This window comes from Bacteriovorax sp. PP10, assembly GCF_035013165.1.
GTDB classification, from domain to species: domain Bacteria; phylum Bdellovibrionota; class Bacteriovoracia; order Bacteriovoracales; family Bacteriovoracaceae; genus Bacteriovorax; species Bacteriovorax antarcticus.
This window is the reverse complement of the sequence record NZ_JAYGJQ010000001.1, coordinates 917,737-935,537: the sequence shown is the minus strand read 5'-3', so window position 1 is coordinate 935,537 and position 17,801 is coordinate 917,737. Positions and strand designations below refer to the sequence as shown.

General features: G+C 38.5%; 15 protein-coding genes. 2 read left to right on the top strand and 13 right to left on the bottom strand.

All coding sequences use genetic code 11. The annotated features are described in order from the left end of the window. Positions 1–13 precede the first annotated feature (13 nt). The 6 genes from SHI21_RS04560 to ybeY all read right to left on the bottom strand — a co-directional run bounded on the left by SHI21_RS04560 (position 14) and on the right by ybeY (position 6,428). A complete protein-coding gene (locus SHI21_RS04560) occupies positions 14–520 on the bottom strand; it encodes an OmpH/Skp family outer membrane protein (protein ID WP_323575010.1) in 507 nt (168 codons plus the stop codon). Positions 521–539: 19 nt separating this feature from the next. Continuing rightward, on the bottom strand, positions 540–2,834 hold the full coding sequence (bamA, locus tag SHI21_RS04555; RefSeq protein WP_323575009.1) for an outer membrane protein assembly factor BamA: 2,295 nt from the start codon (positions 2,832–2,834) through the stop codon (positions 540–542). 81 nt (positions 2,835–2,915) lie between these two features. Beyond that, positions 2,916–3,587: an ABC transporter ATP-binding protein gene (locus SHI21_RS04550; protein WP_323575008.1), complete on the bottom strand. Its 672-nt coding sequence runs from the start codon at positions 3,585–3,587 to the stop codon at positions 2,916–2,918. Continuing rightward, a complete protein-coding gene (locus SHI21_RS04545) occupies positions 3,584–4,786 on the bottom strand; it encodes an ABC transporter permease (RefSeq protein ID WP_323575007.1) in 1,203 nt (400 codons plus the stop codon). The genes SHI21_RS04550 and SHI21_RS04545 overlap by 4 nt, the downstream gene beginning before the upstream one ends. Then, a protein-coding gene (prfB, locus tag SHI21_RS04540) for a peptide chain release factor 2 (RefSeq protein WP_323576257.1) occupies positions 4,773–5,898 on the bottom strand; the annotation gives its coding sequence in 2 pieces (ribosomal slippage) (positions 4,773–5,825 and positions 5,827–5,898; 1,125 coding nt in all). Before prfB ends, SHI21_RS04545 begins: the two co-directional genes overlap by 14 nt. 20 nt (positions 5,899–5,918) lie before the next feature. Next, the gene (ybeY, locus tag SHI21_RS04535; RefSeq protein ID WP_323575006.1) at positions 5,919–6,428 is read right to left on the bottom strand and encodes an rRNA maturation RNase YbeY; all 510 of its coding nucleotides are present in this window, start codon (positions 6,426–6,428) and stop codon (positions 5,919–5,921) included. A gap of 47 nt (positions 6,429–6,475) precedes the next feature. Here ybeY and mazG point away from each other — a divergent pair, with 47 nt between their 5' ends. Together mazG and coaE are read left to right on the top strand one after the other, a co-directional pair. Further along, complete coding sequence (gene mazG, locus SHI21_RS04530; RefSeq protein WP_323575005.1) at positions 6,476–7,291, top strand: nucleoside triphosphate pyrophosphohydrolase; 816 nt, start codon at positions 6,476–6,478, stop codon at positions 7,289–7,291. Then, complete coding sequence (gene coaE / locus SHI21_RS04525) at positions 7,272–7,913, top strand: dephospho-CoA kinase (protein WP_323575003.1); 642 nt, start codon at positions 7,272–7,274, stop codon at positions 7,911–7,913. Before mazG ends, coaE begins: the two co-directional genes overlap by 20 nt. Positions 7,914–7,971: 58 nt before the next feature. On the opposite strand, the gene SHI21_RS04520 is transcribed toward coaE, so the two are convergent. The 7 genes from SHI21_RS04520 to flhB form a co-directional block, all read right to left on the bottom strand. After that, positions 7,972–10,335 (bottom strand): hypothetical protein, encoded by a 2,364-nt coding sequence (locus SHI21_RS04520; protein ID WP_323575002.1) that lies wholly within the window; start codon positions 10,333–10,335, stop codon positions 7,972–7,974. Positions 10,336–10,362: 27 nt separating this feature from the next. Then, the gene (locus SHI21_RS04515) at positions 10,363–11,301 is read right to left on the bottom strand and encodes a hypothetical protein (protein ID WP_323575001.1); all 939 of its coding nucleotides are present in this window, start codon (positions 11,299–11,301) and stop codon (positions 10,363–10,365) included. Positions 11,302–11,303: 2 nt separating this feature from the next. Further along, positions 11,304–12,089 carry a FliA/WhiG family RNA polymerase sigma factor gene (locus SHI21_RS04510; RefSeq protein ID WP_102244737.1) on the bottom strand — a complete coding sequence of 262 codons (786 nt, stop codon included), beginning with the start codon at positions 12,087–12,089 and terminating at the stop codon, positions 11,304–11,306. 18 nt (positions 12,090–12,107) lie between these two features. Continuing rightward, positions 12,108–12,980, bottom strand: a complete 873-nt coding sequence (locus SHI21_RS04505; RefSeq protein WP_323574999.1) for an AAA family ATPase — start codon at positions 12,978–12,980, stop codon at positions 12,108–12,110. A gap of 86 nt (positions 12,981–13,066) precedes the next feature. Then, complete coding sequence (locus SHI21_RS04500; RefSeq protein WP_323574997.1) at positions 13,067–14,578, bottom strand: hypothetical protein; 1,512 nt, start codon at positions 14,576–14,578, stop codon at positions 13,067–13,069. Between the two features lie 3 nt (positions 14,579–14,581). Next, positions 14,582–16,660 carry a flagellar biosynthesis protein FlhA gene (flhA, locus tag SHI21_RS04495; protein ID WP_323574996.1) on the bottom strand — a complete coding sequence of 693 codons (2,079 nt, stop codon included), beginning with the start codon at positions 16,658–16,660 and terminating at the stop codon, positions 14,582–14,584. A gap of 21 nt (positions 16,661–16,681) precedes the next feature. Continuing rightward, positions 16,682–17,761: a flagellar biosynthesis protein FlhB gene (flhB, locus tag SHI21_RS04490; protein WP_323574995.1), complete on the bottom strand. Its 1,080-nt coding sequence runs from the start codon at positions 17,759–17,761 to the stop codon at positions 16,682–16,684. Positions 17,762–17,801 lie beyond the last annotated feature (40 nt).

Genomic DNA, 17,801 nt, shown 5'->3' with positions numbered 1-17,801 from the left:
TTTAATTACTTAACTATTTTGCAAATTTTTTGTTGTACGCTTTTACAACTTCATCAGTTAAATCTTTTTCTGTTCTAGCGTAAAGAATTGGCGCTGTAGCCGCTTCGTAAACTAGATCAACGTCAGCTGCTTTAGAAACTTCATCAACGATAGTCTTAACTCTTTCTAAGATTGGAGTTTTAAGTTTTTGTTCCATATCCTGAATTTCTTTTTGGAAACCAGAAGTTTTTTGTTGGATAGCGATGATTTTTTCTTGGATTTCTTTTTCTTTCTTAGCTTTTTCTTTTTCGTTGATTACAGAAGCTTTCTTTGAGTAATCATCTTGAAGTTTTTTAATTGCATCTTCTTCTTTCTTTAGAATTGTTTGCTTCTCATCGAATGACTTTTTTAATTGGTCACGAACAGCAACACCTTGGTTAACTGTGATAAGAACTTTTTGAACATCTACTTTTCCAACACTAACAGCTGAAAATGCAGAGCTTGTCATAACAAGGGCCAAAACTGCGATCATTGCTTTCATCGAATACTCCTTCATATTATTAAAACACTTGTCCGATATCAAAATGGAATTGAGAGCCTTTTTCCTTAAACTCTCCAGTCAATGGGTAACCGAATTCAAAGCGTAAAACTCCGATTGGTGAGAACCATCTAAATCCAAAACCATAGTCAGTATAAACTTTAATTTTATCCACGTCACCTGCATGACCTGCATCAAAGAAAACAACCCATTTTAGTCCAGCTTCTCTAGAAAGTGGATGCTGGAATTCAACGTTAGTAAAAGTCATGAACTCTCCACCAATATTGAAGTTTTCAGAAATTCCTGACCCGTCAGTTCTCTTTAAGTATTTCTTCGGTCCGATATCCTCAAATGAGTATCCACGAAGGTTTCTAGATCCACCTAAAGTAAATTTCTCTGTGCGTGGAATCTTGCGTGATTCAACCTGGTCTAACTTTCCAGCATAGAAGCGAGATCTTAAAATTAAGTCCCCTACTACCGGATAGTAACCACGTGCTTCAGCTTCGTTTTTAATCCACTTCTTCTCGCCACCAACACCAGTATACTCTGTTGAGTAACTTAGGAAGTAACCTTTTCTTGGGTCAGATCTGTCATCACGCTTATCGTGAACTACTGATGTCTGAATAGAAGAAGCTAAACCATTTTCAAGCGAGATATCAATAGACGGATCGTCTACAGATTTAATTCTCGTGTCTTCAAGTTTGTAAGTCATATAAAGATTTGTGAAAGTAAAAATTGGGTAACCAACTCTTATGTTTCCACCTTTTCTTTTTTCACTATATGAAGATGACGTATCGTTTTCTGAAATGAAAACCCCACCACCAAGCGACCACTTTGTGTCTAAGAAATACGGCTCAGTAAAATCGATACTGAAAGTATTTGAAGTCTTAGCTACGTTTAAGCTGAATGATAAGTTCTGACCTAAACCTCTAAAGTTTGATTGAGTCACTGAAGCCTGGAAGAATCCACCAGTTGCTGTCGAGTAACCAGCACCAAGAGAGATTTGCCCAGTGTTCTTTTCTTTTACTGAAACTTCAACATCCAGAACATCTTCTTTATCTTTTGGAGAAACAGTATTGAATACGATTGATTCCGGCTCGTAGAAACCTAAACGTTGAACATTTTCCTTCGATTGACGAAGATCTGTTCCGTTAAACTTCTGGCCTTCTTTAATAGTGATTTCACGACGGATAACTTTATCGCGTGATTTCGGGTTCCCTTTAATTCTGATTCTTCCAAAGTAAGCGATCTTACCTTTTTCGAATGAGAACTCTACATCAACTTTATTTTCGCCCGGAACAACATTCAGGTTTCTGATAACGTTGGCAAACGCATACCCTTCATCCTGATACATTTCCGTAAGCATCTGAATGTCTTTTCTAAGAGATTCTTCAGAATAAGTTTCGTTTTCTTTTAGAACCATCTTTTCATGAAGTTCTGTTTCCGGGAAAAGCACTTCGCCTTGGAACGTGATTTTGTTAACCGTAAACTGAGGACCTTCCTGAAGCTTCATTGTGATGAAGACCCATTTTTTATCTTCAGAGACAGTAATCTCCGGTGTTCCAATATTGATTTGAAGGTAACCCTTCATACGATAGAAATACTTCATTCTCTCAATATCATTTTGGAAATTGATTTCTTTGAAGTTCCCCGATCCTGACATGAAAGAAAACAGTGTATCTTCCTGAGTCTGGATAATACTTTTTAACTCTTCATCTTTGAAAGCGATGTTACCTAAAAAGTTAATCTTCTTAACTTTTACTTTATCGTATTCTTTGATGTTAAAAATAAGTTCGATATTTTCTTCGTTTAACTTTTTTTCTTGAAAATCTACTGAAGCTAAAAAGTAACCTTTTTCTTCATAGAACTTTAGAAGTCCCAGAACGTCGGCCTTAACTGTCGTTGTATCCAAGATTGTAAAAACTTTTGATTTAACCTGACCCTTAAGATCATCGTCAGACAGACCATCGTTTCCTTCGAAAGTGATCTTAGTGATGATTGGTTTTTCTTTCAGTTTGAATTGAAGAATGTTTAAACCCTTCTCAGTTTCCTGATGAGCTTCAACGTTTTCAAAGTATTTCATTGAATAGATTTTTTCTAAATCTTTCTTAAGTAAAAAGTTATCCAGAGTCATACCAGGCTTCGACCCGATTTTTTCTAAGATAGCTTCCTTCTCTACTTTTTTATTACCGACAACATCAATGCGATCGATTTTAAATAAGTCCACACGCGGGCCGATATCGTCGGCCGAAAATGCAGAAGAGTTCACTAGAGTGACAAAACAAAAAATGAATAAAGAGATAAATCTCAGAGACATAAATCTCCAGTGTCCGATTAAAAAACTAAGGCATTAAAAGTAACAAGAAAAGCTTCTGGTGCAAAGAACTTTATATCAGGTTCATTGCGTTATAAGCAGTCCGTCTTTCATGACAAGTTGATTGGAGAAACTTTGTGCAATTTGTGGATCGTGAGTGACAACAACTAACGTGGCCCCGAATTCCTTCGCAAGAGTTCTTAAAAGCTGGATCACTTTATGCGAGTTCTCCGAATCAAGATTTCCAGTTGGCTCATCGCAAAGAAGTAGTTTCGGTTTTAATGACAATGCGCGAATGATGTTAATTCTTTGCTGCTCCCCACCTGAGAGTTCATAGGGGTATTTTTCCAAACAGTGCTCAACGTTTAAAAGTTTCGCCAAATTTTTTGCTCGTACAACAACTTCATCGCTTTCCACTCCACCCAATCTTGCAGGAAGAAGAATATTATCCATGCAGTTCATTGATGAAAGCAAAAAGTGAAATTGGAAAACGAAACCAACATAACGATTGCGATATAAAGCTAAGTCTTCGTCAGATAAATCTACAAGGTTGTTTTGGTTAACAATAACACGTCCTTCAGTTGGACGGTCCAGCCCACCCAAAAGATAAAGAAGAGTTGATTTCCCTGAGCCTGAAGCACCACGGATTAAATACTCCTCACCTTCATTCATTACAAAGCTTACGCCTCTTAATGCCTGTGACTTAGTATAAGTTTTCTTCACATTTTCAATTTTAATAATAACGTTCGAACTCATGCAAATTCCTGGCGAAGTCCTTCTAGTAAACTCTTGTTTCTTAGTTTTCTCAGAAGATAGTAAGTAATTAATAGCATCCATACTAAAGCTAGGGCAAAAACCATTACGTAATCAAAGAGTGACAAATAAATATCAATTCTCGGCATATGGTAAACTTCCGCAGGCAATGCGAAAAAAGGAAGTTTTAAAAGCATCAAGCGAAACAGCTGAACAAATGCGATTGATAAAACACAAGCTACCACCCACATCATCATCACTAATTTGATCCAGAGATTGTTCATACTTTTTTTAGAAAGGCCCAAGGCCTTAAATAAGAAAAGCTCTTTTGATTTTTTCTCATTGATAAAATAAATTAAAGCTAAAACGTTGAAGACTGAGATCACCACGATTAATTGTAGGATTAAGCTGATAAGAACTTTTTCGGCCTGAACCGCTTCAATCAGAGAACCGTATTCTCTCCAGTAAGGTTTGAAGTAAAACTCTGGCTCAAAACGCATTCTTAAGTCAGTTAATTTTGCTTCAATTGCTTGCAGGTCATTGCCTGAACCTAGTTTGGTGCGATCAATGTTAAAAGCGATAATGTTCACTTTGCTGGCAAGCCCAAGCAGCGCTTGCACTTCATCTAAACGAGTATAGACAATACGGGCGTCTTTTTGAAATACACCATGAGTGACAATTTGAGCAACTTTAAAGCGCTTCAGAGTCGGCATGTTTTTAAATTCATCACCGCCTTTTCCAAAAGCTAAAACAATTTCATCGCCAATAGCGATTTTATTAATGCGAGCGATTTCTGAACCGATTCCAACGGTATGAGGTTCAAGATTTAAAGGAATGCCAACCACTCGTCCGTAAACTGGATTAATAGCTTTAATCTGCACACCACGAGATTCATCATTGAAGATTAGAAAACTCTCTGTCTCAATCATAGGTGCGTAGTTTTTAACTTCAGCATCTTCAAGTTCTTTTTTTAGTCTTTCGTTAACCGTGAAAAAGCCATTGGAGTATTTCATCGTAATATCGCCGGCCGATTTTTTTAAACCGTGGCGAAGAGCACGCTCAAACCCATCCATAATTCCGACAGTCGAGAGAATCACGGCAATAGAAAATGCGAGTCCAACCAGAACTCCGACTAAGAATTTTTTAGTAGTGCTATCTAAAAATAGAGTCAGAAAAATGCGAAAGTTATTAGTGGACTTCACGTTTAGTTTCCTCTTCAACAACCCATCTTAAGTAGGCGTCAATAAAACTATCCAAGTCTCCTTCGAGAACTTTTTCAGCTTGTGAAGATTCAAAATCTGTACGGTGATCTTTGACTAGTTTGTATGGGTGAAGAACATATGATCTGATCTGTGCTCCCCATGCGATATCTTTTTTAGTCGCTTCAAGCTCAGCTTCTTTGACTCTTCTTTTTGCCATCTCTAGCTCATAAAGACGAGAGCGAAGAACTTTCATGGCCTGCGCTTTGTTTTGCAACTGAGAGCGCTCATTCTGACAAACAACAACTGTATTAGTTGGAATGTGAGTGATACGAACAGCAGAGTCAGTCGTGTTAACGGACTGTCCACCAGATCCACCTGAGCGGTAAACGTCGATTCTTAAATCTTTATCCTGAATATCAATTTCAACTGTGTCGTCGATCTCAGCTGAAACAAAGAGTGAAGCAAACGAAGTGTGGCGTCTTCCGGCAGAGTCAAATGGTGAGAGACGAACAAGTCTATGCACACCTGATTCTGATTTTAGTAAACCGAAAGCGTAGTTCCCGGTGATCGTGATCGTTGCCGACTTAATCCCTGCTGAATCCCCTTCTTGAGTGTCTAAAATTTGCACTTTGAATTTTTTAGATTCTGCCCAGCGGATAATCATTCGCATGATCATGTAGGCCCAATCGCAAGACTCTGTTCCACCGGCACCAGAGTTAACTGTGACGATAGCGTTGTTTGGATCGAGTTCATCTGAAAGCAGAACTTTTTGTTCGGCAAGATTGAATTCAACGAGAAAGTTTTTATAAGAATCAATCGCTTCTACGGCCGATGATTCATCGTTTTCAGTGCTGGCGAATTCCCAAAGCACATCGAAGTCATCGTATAATTGTTTTAAATGCAGATAAGTTTTTACAACTTCATCAAGGACTGATTTTTCTTTTTGAATTTTGGCAGCATTGGGAGCGTCATCCCAGAATCCATCCATCGCTTCAATGCGAGTGATTTCTCCTAAGCGACCTTGTTTTTTCTCAATTTCAAAGCGACCTCCGTAAAAGGTCTAGCTTGTCTGCGTAGGATTTAATACTCAGACGCTTTTCATTGAGTTCGATTTTAATTTGCTCATTCATATTTATTTCTTCTTTTTAAGTATTTTGTAAACTTGTCCCACCAGCTCGTTTTCGTGAGCTTCCATGATCTTCTCTTCTTTATTCGAGATTTCATGGTCAAAGCCGATCAGGTGTAAAAAACCGTGAACTGCGAGGTGAACAACTTCTTGTTCGTAAGTTATCTCAAACTCACGGGCCTGGGACAATGCTTTTTCTTTACAAATAACCAAATCACCTAAGTCCATCTGCGAAAGATTGCGGCCACGGGGCTTCTTATCAGGGCGAAGATTGTCATAAATGGGAAATGACAGAACGTCCGTCACATAATCTTTCTGACGGTATTGTTTGTTTAAAGTTCGGATTTTGGTTTTTCCACAAAGAGTCATTGTCATGCTGACTTCTTTGACACCTGCGAAATGGGGATTTTTAGTTAAGTTTTTTGCCAGAACACTCTGTAGAGCAGAAATCACGCTCTCCATGCTGCTAGTGTCTTTCTTTACTCCACTATTCTGGTAAAATATTGTAAGTTTCATGTCTCTGTCCTTTCTAAAAAGGTAACAAAATTTAACAGGTGCCGCAAATGAATAAAAGTAATTTCGAAAAACTAAAAGACGTAATCGCTGCTCTAAGAGATCCAGTCGATGGCTGTCCTTGGGATTTGAAACAAACTCACGAAAGTCTTCTTAAATATCTTCTGGAAGAATCATACGAATTTGTTGAAGCCGTTGAAGAAAAAGATCCAAAGAAAATGGAAGAGGAAATTGGCGATGTTTTAATGCAAGTATTATTGCATGCGCAACTGGCCTCTGAGAAAAATCAATTTGATATTGAATCTGTTTCAAAAGTTTTAACTGAAAAACTTGTTCGCCGTCACCCACATGTTTTTGAAAACAAAAATACTGCAATAACAGCTGATCAGGTTGTACTTAACTGGGAAAAGATTAAGGCTGAAGAAAAACTACGCGAAGCTGGCGAGGCGACTCACCATAGAATTAAGAAATCCGTTTTAAATGCTCCTTCTCTTCTTGCAGCGACAAAGATTGGTAAGAAAACGAACGATTTAAAATTTGATTGGGATGACTACACTCAGGTTGCTTACAAAGTTGAAGAAGAGTGGCAGGAACTTAAAGAAGAATTAACTCCTCATAGACCAATTAATCGCGATGCTGTGTTTGAAGAGATGGGAGACTTATTGTTTTCTATCGCTCAACTTGCTCGTCACCTTGATATGGACGCTGATGCTGCCCTTCACGCTGCCAATAAAAAATTCCTAAGACGCTTTCATTCAATGGAAGACCTAATGGAAAAAAGTGGTAAACGACTTGAGAGCATGAATCAAGAGCAGATGGATGTTTACTGGAACCAAGCTAAGGTACATGAAAAAGCTAGCAAGTAAGTGGATCACTAAAGATCCGACGACAAGACTCTATAACATTCCAGTGCCTATTGTAGGACTGACTGGTGGTATTGCCACTGGAAAGACGACGATTGCCCAGATGTTTAGAGATGAAAATATACCAGTGATTGATGCTGATCGATTGGTGAAGAGTATTTATCAGAAGAAAGAGTCGTTTGATTTTGTTCAGAAGCATTTTCTTGAAGCGATTATTGATGATACGATTCACTTTAAGACGCTTAGAGAGCTTGCATTTAAGACTCCTCAGAATCAAGGGAAGCTTGAAACGTTTATCTACGCTCAGATGCCAGATGCTTTTAAAGCGGCCTACAATGAGTTTGGTCCGCATAAGTATATCGTTTACGACGTTCCTCTTTTATTTGAAAAAGGTCTTCATTCTAAGACTGATGTTTCGGTTTGTGCTTACTCGCCTCGCTCAATTCAATTAGAGCGTTTAGTGAAAAGAGATAATATCAGCCTGGAATTAGCTGAGACGATTTTAGCTAAACAGATGGATATTGAAGAAAAGAAAAAGAAGGCCGATTTGTTTATTGAGAACATTGGGACACATACAGATCTTAATCACAACTTCATTAAGGTATTACACGAACTAACTAACTAATTTAGAAATAAAAAAGGCCCACAGAGTGGGCCTTTTTTTATTAGGTTTTTTACTAAACTTAAACCTGATTTTCTGGTTGTTGACCTGGAGAGATCGCATTTAAATGCTCTGTACTCATCCCCGTCATTCTGCACATTTCATTGATACGTTTCATTTCAGTTTTTAAGTTACCAACTAAAACTCTTAACGCCCCAATCATCTCTTCATCTTTTGAATGAGCTGTCTGAGTGATTTTATTTGCTGAGAATTGAACGTTCTCCAGATTGTTCTTTAGGGACTCCATTCTGTAACGGATGCTATCTAAGTCAACCTTCTCTCTTGATTCAGACATCATATCAACTTTAGTCACCGTAACATCAAGTTGAGTCACAACTTCACCAAAGCTAGAAAGAACTTTTTCAAATCCTTTCATTTCAAATTTTATTTTCCCTAAGAATTGATCCACTCTTTGAGTGTCACTTTCGTGGTTTTGGAAAATTAGAAGTTGATCAAGGGCCTGAACGATGCGAGTTTTGAACTCTTCAACATTTGATCTTAATTCTTTAAATTCACCTTTTAGTACCGTAATCGTTCTTAAGCTTCTGATGTAGTCATCAACATTCTTCTCCGCTTTTTCAGCTGATGAAAGAATGCGTCCTTGATCCTTGAAAATCTCTCTTGAAGAGTTCATAGCAAACTTAAACTGCTCTTCTAATTGATCGCGAGAATCCAATACCATTGAAACTGAGTTTTTAAATTGATTGTATCTATCAACTGAAGCTCTTGATGTTTCAAAAGAAGCTACCAATGACTTTCTCATCTCACTTGAAGTATTTCTATGATCAGCACACTTCGTTTCAAGTGTTTCAATTTCATTGTTAAGCTCGTCCTGGATAGACTCTGCTTTTTCAATGTACTGAGTGAGTTTTGAATAAACATCCGATACACCCGCTTTTTCAGAAGCGATACGAAGTTCATTTTTATGTTCAGTCGTCATCTTCTCTTCAATCTGCAGGTCTAGTGCTTGCATAATTGTCGTTGTGATGGCGATTTTCTGATCAATTAAATCTTGTTGTGCTTCTACTCTTGGGTAAAAGATCACCATAATACGTTTTTGATTTGAGTACTCAACCGGAGAAACGTACATCTCGTAAGGCATAGCTGCCGACATCGTATTTGATTTAACCTGAATCTTGTAAGCTCCAGATGTACTCATACGAAGGGCACTTAGAATTGAGCTATTGTCTTCAAGGTTTGTAAATCTTTGTAGGAAATCCCATGTTAGTGACTCTTCATCTTCTTTGAAGTTTTGAAGTTGCCATTGCTCATAAAAGTGCGAGTTACCCCAAACCATGTTCAGATTTGAATCCAGAAGAATTGTTGCAAAAGGTACTGCTTCCTGGAAGATTGATCCGAAGGCCATTCTCTTGTGAGCGTACTCTCTATATTTATCAAATTCTAACTGGAACTCTTGAGAGAAGTTGGCAATTTGTTTTGATTCAACTGGAAGAAGACCATCTTTAATTGTGTCGATGACTAGTTTTTCAGTTTTCCCGGCAGAGCGTTTTGCTGAGAAGTTATAAATAACAAATCCCATGATCACTGAGGCCACGAGTCCTGAGAAGACTGCAATCAATGAATAGAATACTGTTTGTGAGCTTTTTTCGAACTGGATTTTCTTGTAAGCGATTTCTGGCTCAACAAGTTTAAACCACGCTGAATACCCTGCTGCAAACTCTTTATATGTGCGGTTAAACTTTGTGTGTGCTTCAAGGTATGTTGTCAGGTTAGCTGATTCATTTTTAAGAGTTTTAATTCTATTGATGATTGCAAGTTTAATGTCCGGTTGAAGCCCTGATGACTCAGTAAAATTAGTCATCGCTTCAAGATCGTTATTAACTGACATGGCAAGGTTTTGAGTTTTCTCAAAGTTATATAGGCCACCATTCATTAAACGGCTTGGAGAAAGTCTCATTCTTAAGTTGATCGACATTCTTGTTAGCGTCGGCCATTTCTTTTCTGTGACGAAAGCTTCGAAGATTGAAACTTTTGAGTTTAGATTATTAAGAATCGTTGAAAGCTCTGGGCCTGACTGGAAAGCGATCAGAGATGACTTCACTGTTTTCAAGTTGTCATCAAAGTTGCTTTTTTCATCTATTGCTTTGATTGATTTTAAATCCTGGATGTCTGATTCAAGACGAGTAAAGATTTTATTCGCGTCTTTAATACGGTCACCATCAACGAATTTTTTAAGTTCATCAACATCATTTCTTTCTTTAACCGCTTTAACTTTGCTGGTTCCATCATACAAGTTACTCACATAATCAATGTTCAGTAATCCCGTATCCCAGTAGTGCTTAACTCCGTAAGCAAACAAAGTAGTAATGGCAACCAACACTGTTACATAATAAAAGTGTACGGCCCTTCCTAGAGTGAAACGCATAGTAGCTCCCCGGTCCTAAAAAAAATTTTAGAGATTAAATAGTGAGAAAAAATCGATAGTGCGAAAGTGCTTAGAAACATCCTGTTTTCTCTTGTTGTCGTCATCCAGACTACGTGAAAGGCCTGTCGTAACAAGATTGCCCTTCATAGGTAGTATGATGGAAAGTGGGCGAAATAAAAAGGGAAAGTGTAAAATTTCTTTATTGGCGGATTCTATACGAGTTAACTCTGGTATTCCAAAACGATGGTGTACCGATAAGTCAGATCTGATTTCGATAATGTTGTGATCGCCTGTAAGTTTTACATCCTCAAGGCTGCTTCTGTAATGGCAAAAGACGTTGGAAAACCCAATCAGGTAGTGCTCGCCGTCCACTTTGAAGTTCACTCTGTAATTTAGAGACTCATCGTGAGAAAGGTCAGCTCTTAAATCCAACTTAAATAATCCAGTTCTCGCCGTGCTTTCAAGATTAAATGTCAGGAGAACTTTATTTCGTAAAAGTTTTTTAGTTAGGACGTAAATCAGCTTTCTATTGCGCTCTAGGTTCCCATCCTGAAGGATTAAACCCGATACACTGAAGCGATTTTCATCGAAACGTACATCTGCTCCACCATGGTAATTAAATAATGTCACCACAGAGAGAATTTCTGGAATAGTCTCTAAAACCATATTCCACTTTTTCAGATCAATCTTGTTTGTGCATTTGTTGTAAGAGAATTCTTTGAAACGTGACTTGTTTCCGAAGAACTCAGAAACGATTGACGTTAGCTTTTCATCCAACACCATTCCGACCTGGTCGAACTGTGAAACTTGCCCTGAAGAGATAGCATCGGCCTTTCTTTTCATTTCAGAAAGGTAGTAATACGCGTGGCTCACTAAAGGAGAAACTGAAAACTCTGAAAGCATTTGAATGTCTTCCAGAGTACTCAGACTTTTATCATAGTCAGATTGGTAATCTTTATCTGTCATTTTTATCCAGCTAAATCCTCAGATGATTCAAATAATGTACGTAGTTTCGCTTTTAACTTCAGGATCGCTTGCGTGTGAAGTTGAGAAACGCGAGACTCAGTAACATCTAAAACCTGTCCGATTTCTTTAAGGTTCAAGTCTTCATAGTAATACAGAGAAAGAACAAGTCTTTGTTTCTCTGGTAAAGTCATAATCCCCTCTTTAATCTTTTCGCGAGAGTCTTTTTGAGAAACTGTCGTGTACGGATTAAGGGCCTTATGGTCTTCCATTACTTCTGAAATAAGCTTTTTATCGCCTTTATTGAAGCTTGCTGAATCATCGATATTTAGAAGAGAAATTGACTTCGCTTTATTAAGAAGGTCATGGAACTCTTCCTGATTCATCCCTAGCTCTGAACACATTTCTTCGTCCGTTGCCGGGCGACCAAGGTTCGCTTCTAGTTTTGAGTAAGCACGCTCAACAGTCTTAGCTTTCTCACGGATTGATCTAGGAACCCAGTCCTGAGCACGAAGCTCATCCAGGATTGCTCCACGGATTCTGAATTCAGCGTAAGTTTTAAATTTATTATCGCGGTTTGGATCGAACTTCTCGATAGCGTCCATTAACCCGATTACACCACATGAAATAAGATCATCTAACTCAATGTTTGACGGAAGTCTTGATGCAATCTTTTGTGCGATATACTTCACCAGCGGTGCGTACTCAACAATGATTTCATCTTTAACTTTCGGTTCAACAGTTGAGCGATAGTCTTTAAGATTCTTTAATTTTTTCGATAGAGTTGACATCTAAAGTGCTCCCTTTACTTATACTGTTAAACTTGCAAATTGATCCAAGCGTGGGTTGAACTGCATGTCCTGCACGTTCGCGCTCTCTATCTCATCGGTAAATTTGTTAATAATGTTCACAAAATTCTTGTGTAGGGAATTATTTTCCTGTTGCAGTAGAACTGTATCAAAACGATCTTCAGCAACGTCTTCTTTTTTGATTCCACCAAGGATGTGTAGACGACATTTCAGGAATGTCTCAACTGTTTCACTTAGTGTTTTAATCATTCTTTGATACTGAGGCTCTGAAGAAGTTTTATTGATAAGAAGATGGTTGTCATTAACACCAAACTCTTTATTCAAAATCTTAATCAGTGAGTATGAATCAGTCACAGATGACTTATCAGGAGTTACCACCACAAAACGGTAATCGCTGTAAGCATTCAATGTCAGTGTTTCTTTTGTGATTCCCGCTGGGCAATCAAGAATGATATAGTCGTAATCCTTTTCGTGATTAACGAGAATATCGATGATCAGACGATCAATTTCCAGGCTTCTGTTGAACATATCAATGCTGCCGTTACAAGCAGCAAGTAAATGAAGATTGCCGTCTTTGTGAAGGCAGTCATCAAATTCTCTTTGAGCTGAAATTAATTCATAGAAATAGTTTGTGATAGGAAGACCAAGTTTAACTACTGTGTTTGACAGGTTAGTGTCACAGTCCAGAAGTAAAACTTTATATCCTTGAGAGGCCATAATCTTTGCCATTTTAACGGCTACAGATGTTTTTCCTACTCCACCCTTTCCAGCAGTGACTGAAATGGTTTTTGCTTTTTGCGACGTCTTTTTTGACGAGTACTTGTTCTGAGAAACTAGCCAATCACTTGGACTGGGCCTTTTTAAACTAAGCATGGACTTCCTGTCTCCCTTAGATTTCTTTTCGTAACTTTAAGTAAATTCCATCATGGTATTTACTATTCTTTAAATGTTAAAACTGCTTACGTTAACTTAAAAATCCCTGCCATTAATCTCTCTGCTGTCGCTGGCTCAAGATCGTCTGGACACACTTCTCCAGTACCAAAAAACTTGTAAGGAAGATCTTTAATATCTTGTGTGATGTTAAAGAGCGACCCAAAATTTAAACACGCATCAACGTGTGAAACTACCGCACCATCAGAAAGTCTTCTGTACGTGCCAAGGATTTTTCTATTGTACAATTCGCTGTGAATTGCTGAAAGAGTGATCAATACTTCCACTTTTGAAAATGCACGTCTTAATCCATCGATGAATTTTTTCGTTTCATTTGCTTCAGCTTCTGAACATTTGTAATCGATGAAAACTGACTTGCCACTTTCTAAGGCCTTACGGCATTCAGCAACCATTTCTGCGATTGAATTTGTTTTAATTACATTCATACCAAAAATCTTTTCAGCAAATGGTGTTTTTGCTTCCATTTTTGGATTAATTGTTGTGATCGCATTTTTGATAATAACAGCGTCTGTTTTAGCTGTTGCAATCTTTTGAACCATTGATGTTTGTCCACATGAAGACTCTGATAAAAACACCGTGATGACCGGTGATTTTTTCGCGTCTGCATTGGAGAAAAGTGGCATTGCCGTGCTTACTGTACTCATCATTTCACGAAGTGCGAATTCGAATACTACGTCTGCATTTTCTACATCTGAATCAGTTAATTCAAAAAGACCTTTTTTAATTAGTGTTTGAATATATGTTTCATTGATATCAAGACTTCTAAGAGTTGTTCTCAATTGGTAAATCCCAATTGGCTCTTTTTTATGAATGCGTTCGAAGTTTCTTGTTAACTCATAAAGTTTCTTTTCAAGATCATCGATTTTATTTTTTTGTTTCTCATACATTTCTTCGCCAACCATTTGTCTTGGAGCAGGAGCTGCGGCCTGTTGTGGTTGTTGATATTGTTGTTGAGGTTGAGGAGCTGCTTGTTGCTGAGTCCCTCTGTTTTGTGGCATTGAGGGGCGGGGTTGTGCCTGTTGAACAATCGGGCGTGTCGCTTCAATCTCATCATCGAAATTAAATTCGCGAGACCTTGAAGGACGCTCATCTCTCTCACCTAAACTAAGAAAATCATCAAGACCTTCCTTAATCTGTGAAGCAAGTCCTTTTGTCGTGCTTACTGAACGGTTAAGTCCAGCGCTACCATATCCACTTCTATTTTGAGATTGATTGTTGTTGTTCACTGCACGTTTCTCCTGCGACTGATCGTGCTGGTCGATCATATTGGCAATATAGCTTGCGCTGCCGTTGTAAAATTCTTCTTTTTGGTTGTCGTTCAAGATGGTATCGACCTGGGCCTTTCTTCCGTAATTTTTTTCGGAGATCGCCGCAGTGATTTCGATTTTTTTCTTTTTGAATGCGCCCTTTAATCCCTTGTTCGTTATTGTTTTTAAAATAACGGCATCAGGACCAAGCTCACGCTTAATATCTCTTAGTGCTTCTTCGATTGAATCTGCTTCAAACTTTCTAACGTACATTTTTTATAACCTCACCGTTCCTAGTGATCTGATATTAGCATCTGGGCTTAATTCATTGTGGCTTACTACCACAAGGTTAGGGATAAATTTCTCAGTTAAGCGCTTGAAGTGTGAGCGAATAACTGGAGAGCATAGAACCACCATCTTCTCACCCATGTTTGTTGCTTCTTCAATTTTTTCATTGAGTGAAGCCAGGATGATCTGAGTAACCTTAGGATCTAGAGACAACTGGTGACCTTGATCCGTCTGAATAATATTTTGAGCGATAGACTCTTCAATATTACGATCTAGAGTGAACAATGGAATATCTCCCGAATCACTTTTAATCTTCTCAGTAATAGTTCTAAACAGCGACTGACGGGAATGTTCCGTAAGCGCTTCAGTGTCTTTAATTGTAGAGCCATACTCTGATAATGTCTCTAAAATTGTGCGTAGATCACGTACCGAAACACCCTCTCTCAGTAAATTTTTCATGACCCTTAAAACGATTCCAAGGTTCACGATTTCCGGGATTAAATCGTTGACTAATTTTGGGTTTGTCTCTTTGAAATTGTCTAAAACGCGTACTAATTCCTGACGTCCAAACAGCTCGTGAAGGTTTGATTTCAGGATTTCTGTTAAGTGAGTTGCCACAATAGTTGAGCAATCCACTACAGTGTATCCGTTATACTGAGCATCTTCTTTTTGGTCTTCAGAAATCCATACAGCACGAAGGCCAAAAACTGGCTCTGTCGTTTCTACCCCATCCATTTTCTCGATAACTGTCCCTGGATCCATCGCCAGGAAGTAGTCGGACATCAGTTCACCTTTGGCAACCTGAACCCCTTTAATTTTTACAGAGTATCCACCTGGTTTTAACTCCAGGTTGTCTTTGATTTTAACTGAAGGAATAATAACCCCCCAATCCAGCGCAAAGATTTTTCTCATGTGAGTGATACGCTCAAGAAGATCACCGTTTTGTTCAGTATCAACTAAGTGAACAAGGCCGTATCCAACTTCAAGTTCAACCAGTTCCATATTAAGAAGTTCTTCAAGGGCCTGAGGATTAGCTTTCTTAGTAACCTCAACAGCTTTAGCTTTTTCAGCAATAACTTCGTTGGCATTTGATTGGTCGATTTTGTAAGCAACGAAAGCTAAGAATGATCCCATCATAAAAAACGGAAGTTTTGGAAGACCTGGAATTAATCCAAAGAAAACTAAAACACCTGCAGCGATATAGATGGCCTTCGGGTGAACTTTAAATTGTTTAGAAACTTGAGTACCAATGTTTTCATCGTTCGTTGAACGAGTAACGATAATACCGGCAGCAGTAGAAATAATTAGTGCAGGGATCTGAGTGATTAGACCATCCCCTACAGTAAGAAGAGTAAATGTCTGAGCTGCAGTTGAAAAATCCATTCCGTTTTGAGCAACACCGATGATAATACCACCGACGATGTTAACCGCTGTAATTAAAATACCGGCGACCGCATCTCCTCGAACGAACTTCGAAGCACCGTCCATAGACCCGTAAAAGTCTGCTTCTTCAGCAACTTCTTTACGTCTTCTTTTTGCTTCAACATCATTAATCAATCCTGCGTTTAAGTCCGCATCGATTGCCATTTGCTTCCCTGGCATTGCATCTAAAGTAAATCGTGCTGCAACTTCAGCTACTCGTCCAGCACCCTTTGTAACAACCATGAAGTTGATGATTACTAAAATGATAAAGACAATAATACCTACAACGAAATTCCCTTCGACTACGAATTCCCCGAACGACTTGATTAGTTCCCCTGCAGCAGCGGTTCCGTCACTTGATCCGTGAATTAAAATATTTCGAGTAGAAGCAACGTTCAAGGCCAGACGAAATAGTGTTGAGATAAGAAGAACAGATGGAAATGTAGAAAAATCCAAAGGCTTCTTAGAGTATAAAGCAACTAGCATAATCATGATTGATGTAGCTAATGATAATGCCAAAAGTAAATCGAGGATAAATGGATGGACCGGAACGATCATCACCACAAGAATCATCAAGATACCAACGGCCGCTAAAACGTCCGGGCCTTGAGTGAAGATTTTCATTTTCTTTAAAAAATCATTCATAGTTACCTACTCTCTCTTTTATTAAGCAAGCGCTTTGCGCTTTTTCTTCAATTTATAAACAAAGGCCAGTACTTCTGCGATCGCTTTATACATGTTACGTGGAACCGGGTGCCCCACTTTAACTGTTTTATAAAGTGTTCTCGCAAGCAGAACGTTTTCTACGATCGGGATATTATGTTCTTTCGCGATTTCTCTGATTCTCATTGCAAGGTGATCTTGTCCCTTACCAATAATTAACGGAGACACCATCGTTTCAGAATCGTATTTTAAAACAATCGAGATATGAGTTGGGTTCGTAATAATTACGTCTGCACTCTTCACATCCTGGATCATGCGCTTTCTAGACATCTCACGCTGAATTTGGCGAATTCTTTGTTTAACTTCAGGGTTACCATCTTGCTCTTTGCTTTCTTGCTTAGTCTGTTGCTTCGTTTGCATAAGCTTTTGCTTATAAGTATATTTTTGCCAACCGAAATCTAGAACCGCGATCACTCCCCATGCCATTAAAATAGCAAAAGAGATTTTCATTAATAAATCTTTTGCATGAAGGAAGGCCTGTGAAATTTCTAAATGCATGAAGCCGTTGTAGTGAGCGATATCATCTTTCATGTAAGCGTAAACAACAGCGATAATGACAGCGAACTTAAAAACACCTTTAATTGCTTCAAACAATGCTTGTTTTGAGAAAAGTTTTTTAATTCCGTTTAATGGATTTACGCGGTCAAATTTTAATTCAAGAATTTCCGGTGAATAAATAATTCCCACCTGAGCGATCTGAGCAAGAACACCAACACACATAGCGACGAATAAAACCGGCGCCGAGCATTTAGCTGCAACCATAAAAGTTCTGGTTGTAATTGTATGAAGTGCTTTAGGTTCGAATGCCGCTTGAAGATCAAGTGTGTAAAGCCATTCGATATAAGAAGTCATTTGTTCAAAAACGAAAACAATAGAAAGCGACAATGTCAAAAGACAAGCAGCAAGCACTAGTACTGATGTTAATTCGCGAGAAGAGGCGACATCCCCTTTCTTGCGGAATTCATCTATCCTATGCTGGGAGGGGTCTTCGGTCTTTTCCCCGTCTTCTTGTTCGTCGGCCATTCTGTTGCCCTTTAACTACCGCAATCCTTGCAATAGTATT

What these genes read in the sequence shown, in the direction of transcription:
- bamA (WP_323575009.1), bottom strand. Translation starts at nt 2,834, where the DNA reads ATGTCTCTGAGATTTATCTCTTTATTCATTTTTTGTTTTGTCACTCTA.
- flhB (WP_323574995.1), bottom strand. Translation starts at nt 17,761, where the DNA reads ATGGCCGACGAACAAGAAGACGGGGAAAAGACCGAAGACCCCTCCCAG.
- SHI21_RS04560 (WP_323575010.1), bottom strand. Translation starts at nt 520, where the DNA reads ATGAAAGCAATGATCGCAGTTTTGGCCCTTGTTATGACAAGCTCTGCA.
- SHI21_RS04520 (WP_323575002.1), bottom strand. Translation starts at nt 10,335, where the DNA reads ATGCGTTTCACTCTAGGAAGGGCCGTACACTTTTATTATGTAACAGTG.
- SHI21_RS04515 (WP_323575001.1), bottom strand. Translation starts at nt 11,301, where the DNA reads ATGACAGATAAAGATTACCAATCTGACTATGATAAAAGTCTGAGTACT.
- SHI21_RS04505 (WP_323574999.1), bottom strand. Translation starts at nt 12,980, where the DNA reads ATGCTTAGTTTAAAAAGGCCCAGTCCAAGTGATTGGCTAGTTTCTCAG.
- SHI21_RS04500 (WP_323574997.1), bottom strand. Translation starts at nt 14,578, where the DNA reads ATGTACGTTAGAAAGTTTGAAGCAGATTCAATCGAAGAAGCACTAAGA.
- mazG (WP_323575005.1), top strand. Translation starts at nt 6,476, where the DNA reads ATGAATAAAAGTAATTTCGAAAAACTAAAAGACGTAATCGCTGCTCTA.
- ybeY (WP_323575006.1), bottom strand. Translation starts at nt 6,428, where the DNA reads ATGAAACTTACAATATTTTACCAGAATAGTGGAGTAAAGAAAGACACT.
- SHI21_RS04510 (WP_102244737.1), bottom strand. Translation starts at nt 12,089, where the DNA reads ATGTCAACTCTATCGAAAAAATTAAAGAATCTTAAAGACTATCGCTCA.
- coaE (WP_323575003.1), top strand. Translation starts at nt 7,272, where the DNA reads ATGAAAAAGCTAGCAAGTAAGTGGATCACTAAAGATCCGACGACAAGA.
- flhA (WP_323574996.1), bottom strand. Translation starts at nt 16,660, where the DNA reads ATGAATGATTTTTTAAAGAAAATGAAAATCTTCACTCAAGGCCCGGAC.
- SHI21_RS04550 (WP_323575008.1), bottom strand. Translation starts at nt 3,587, where the DNA reads ATGAGTTCGAACGTTATTATTAAAATTGAAAATGTGAAGAAAACTTAT.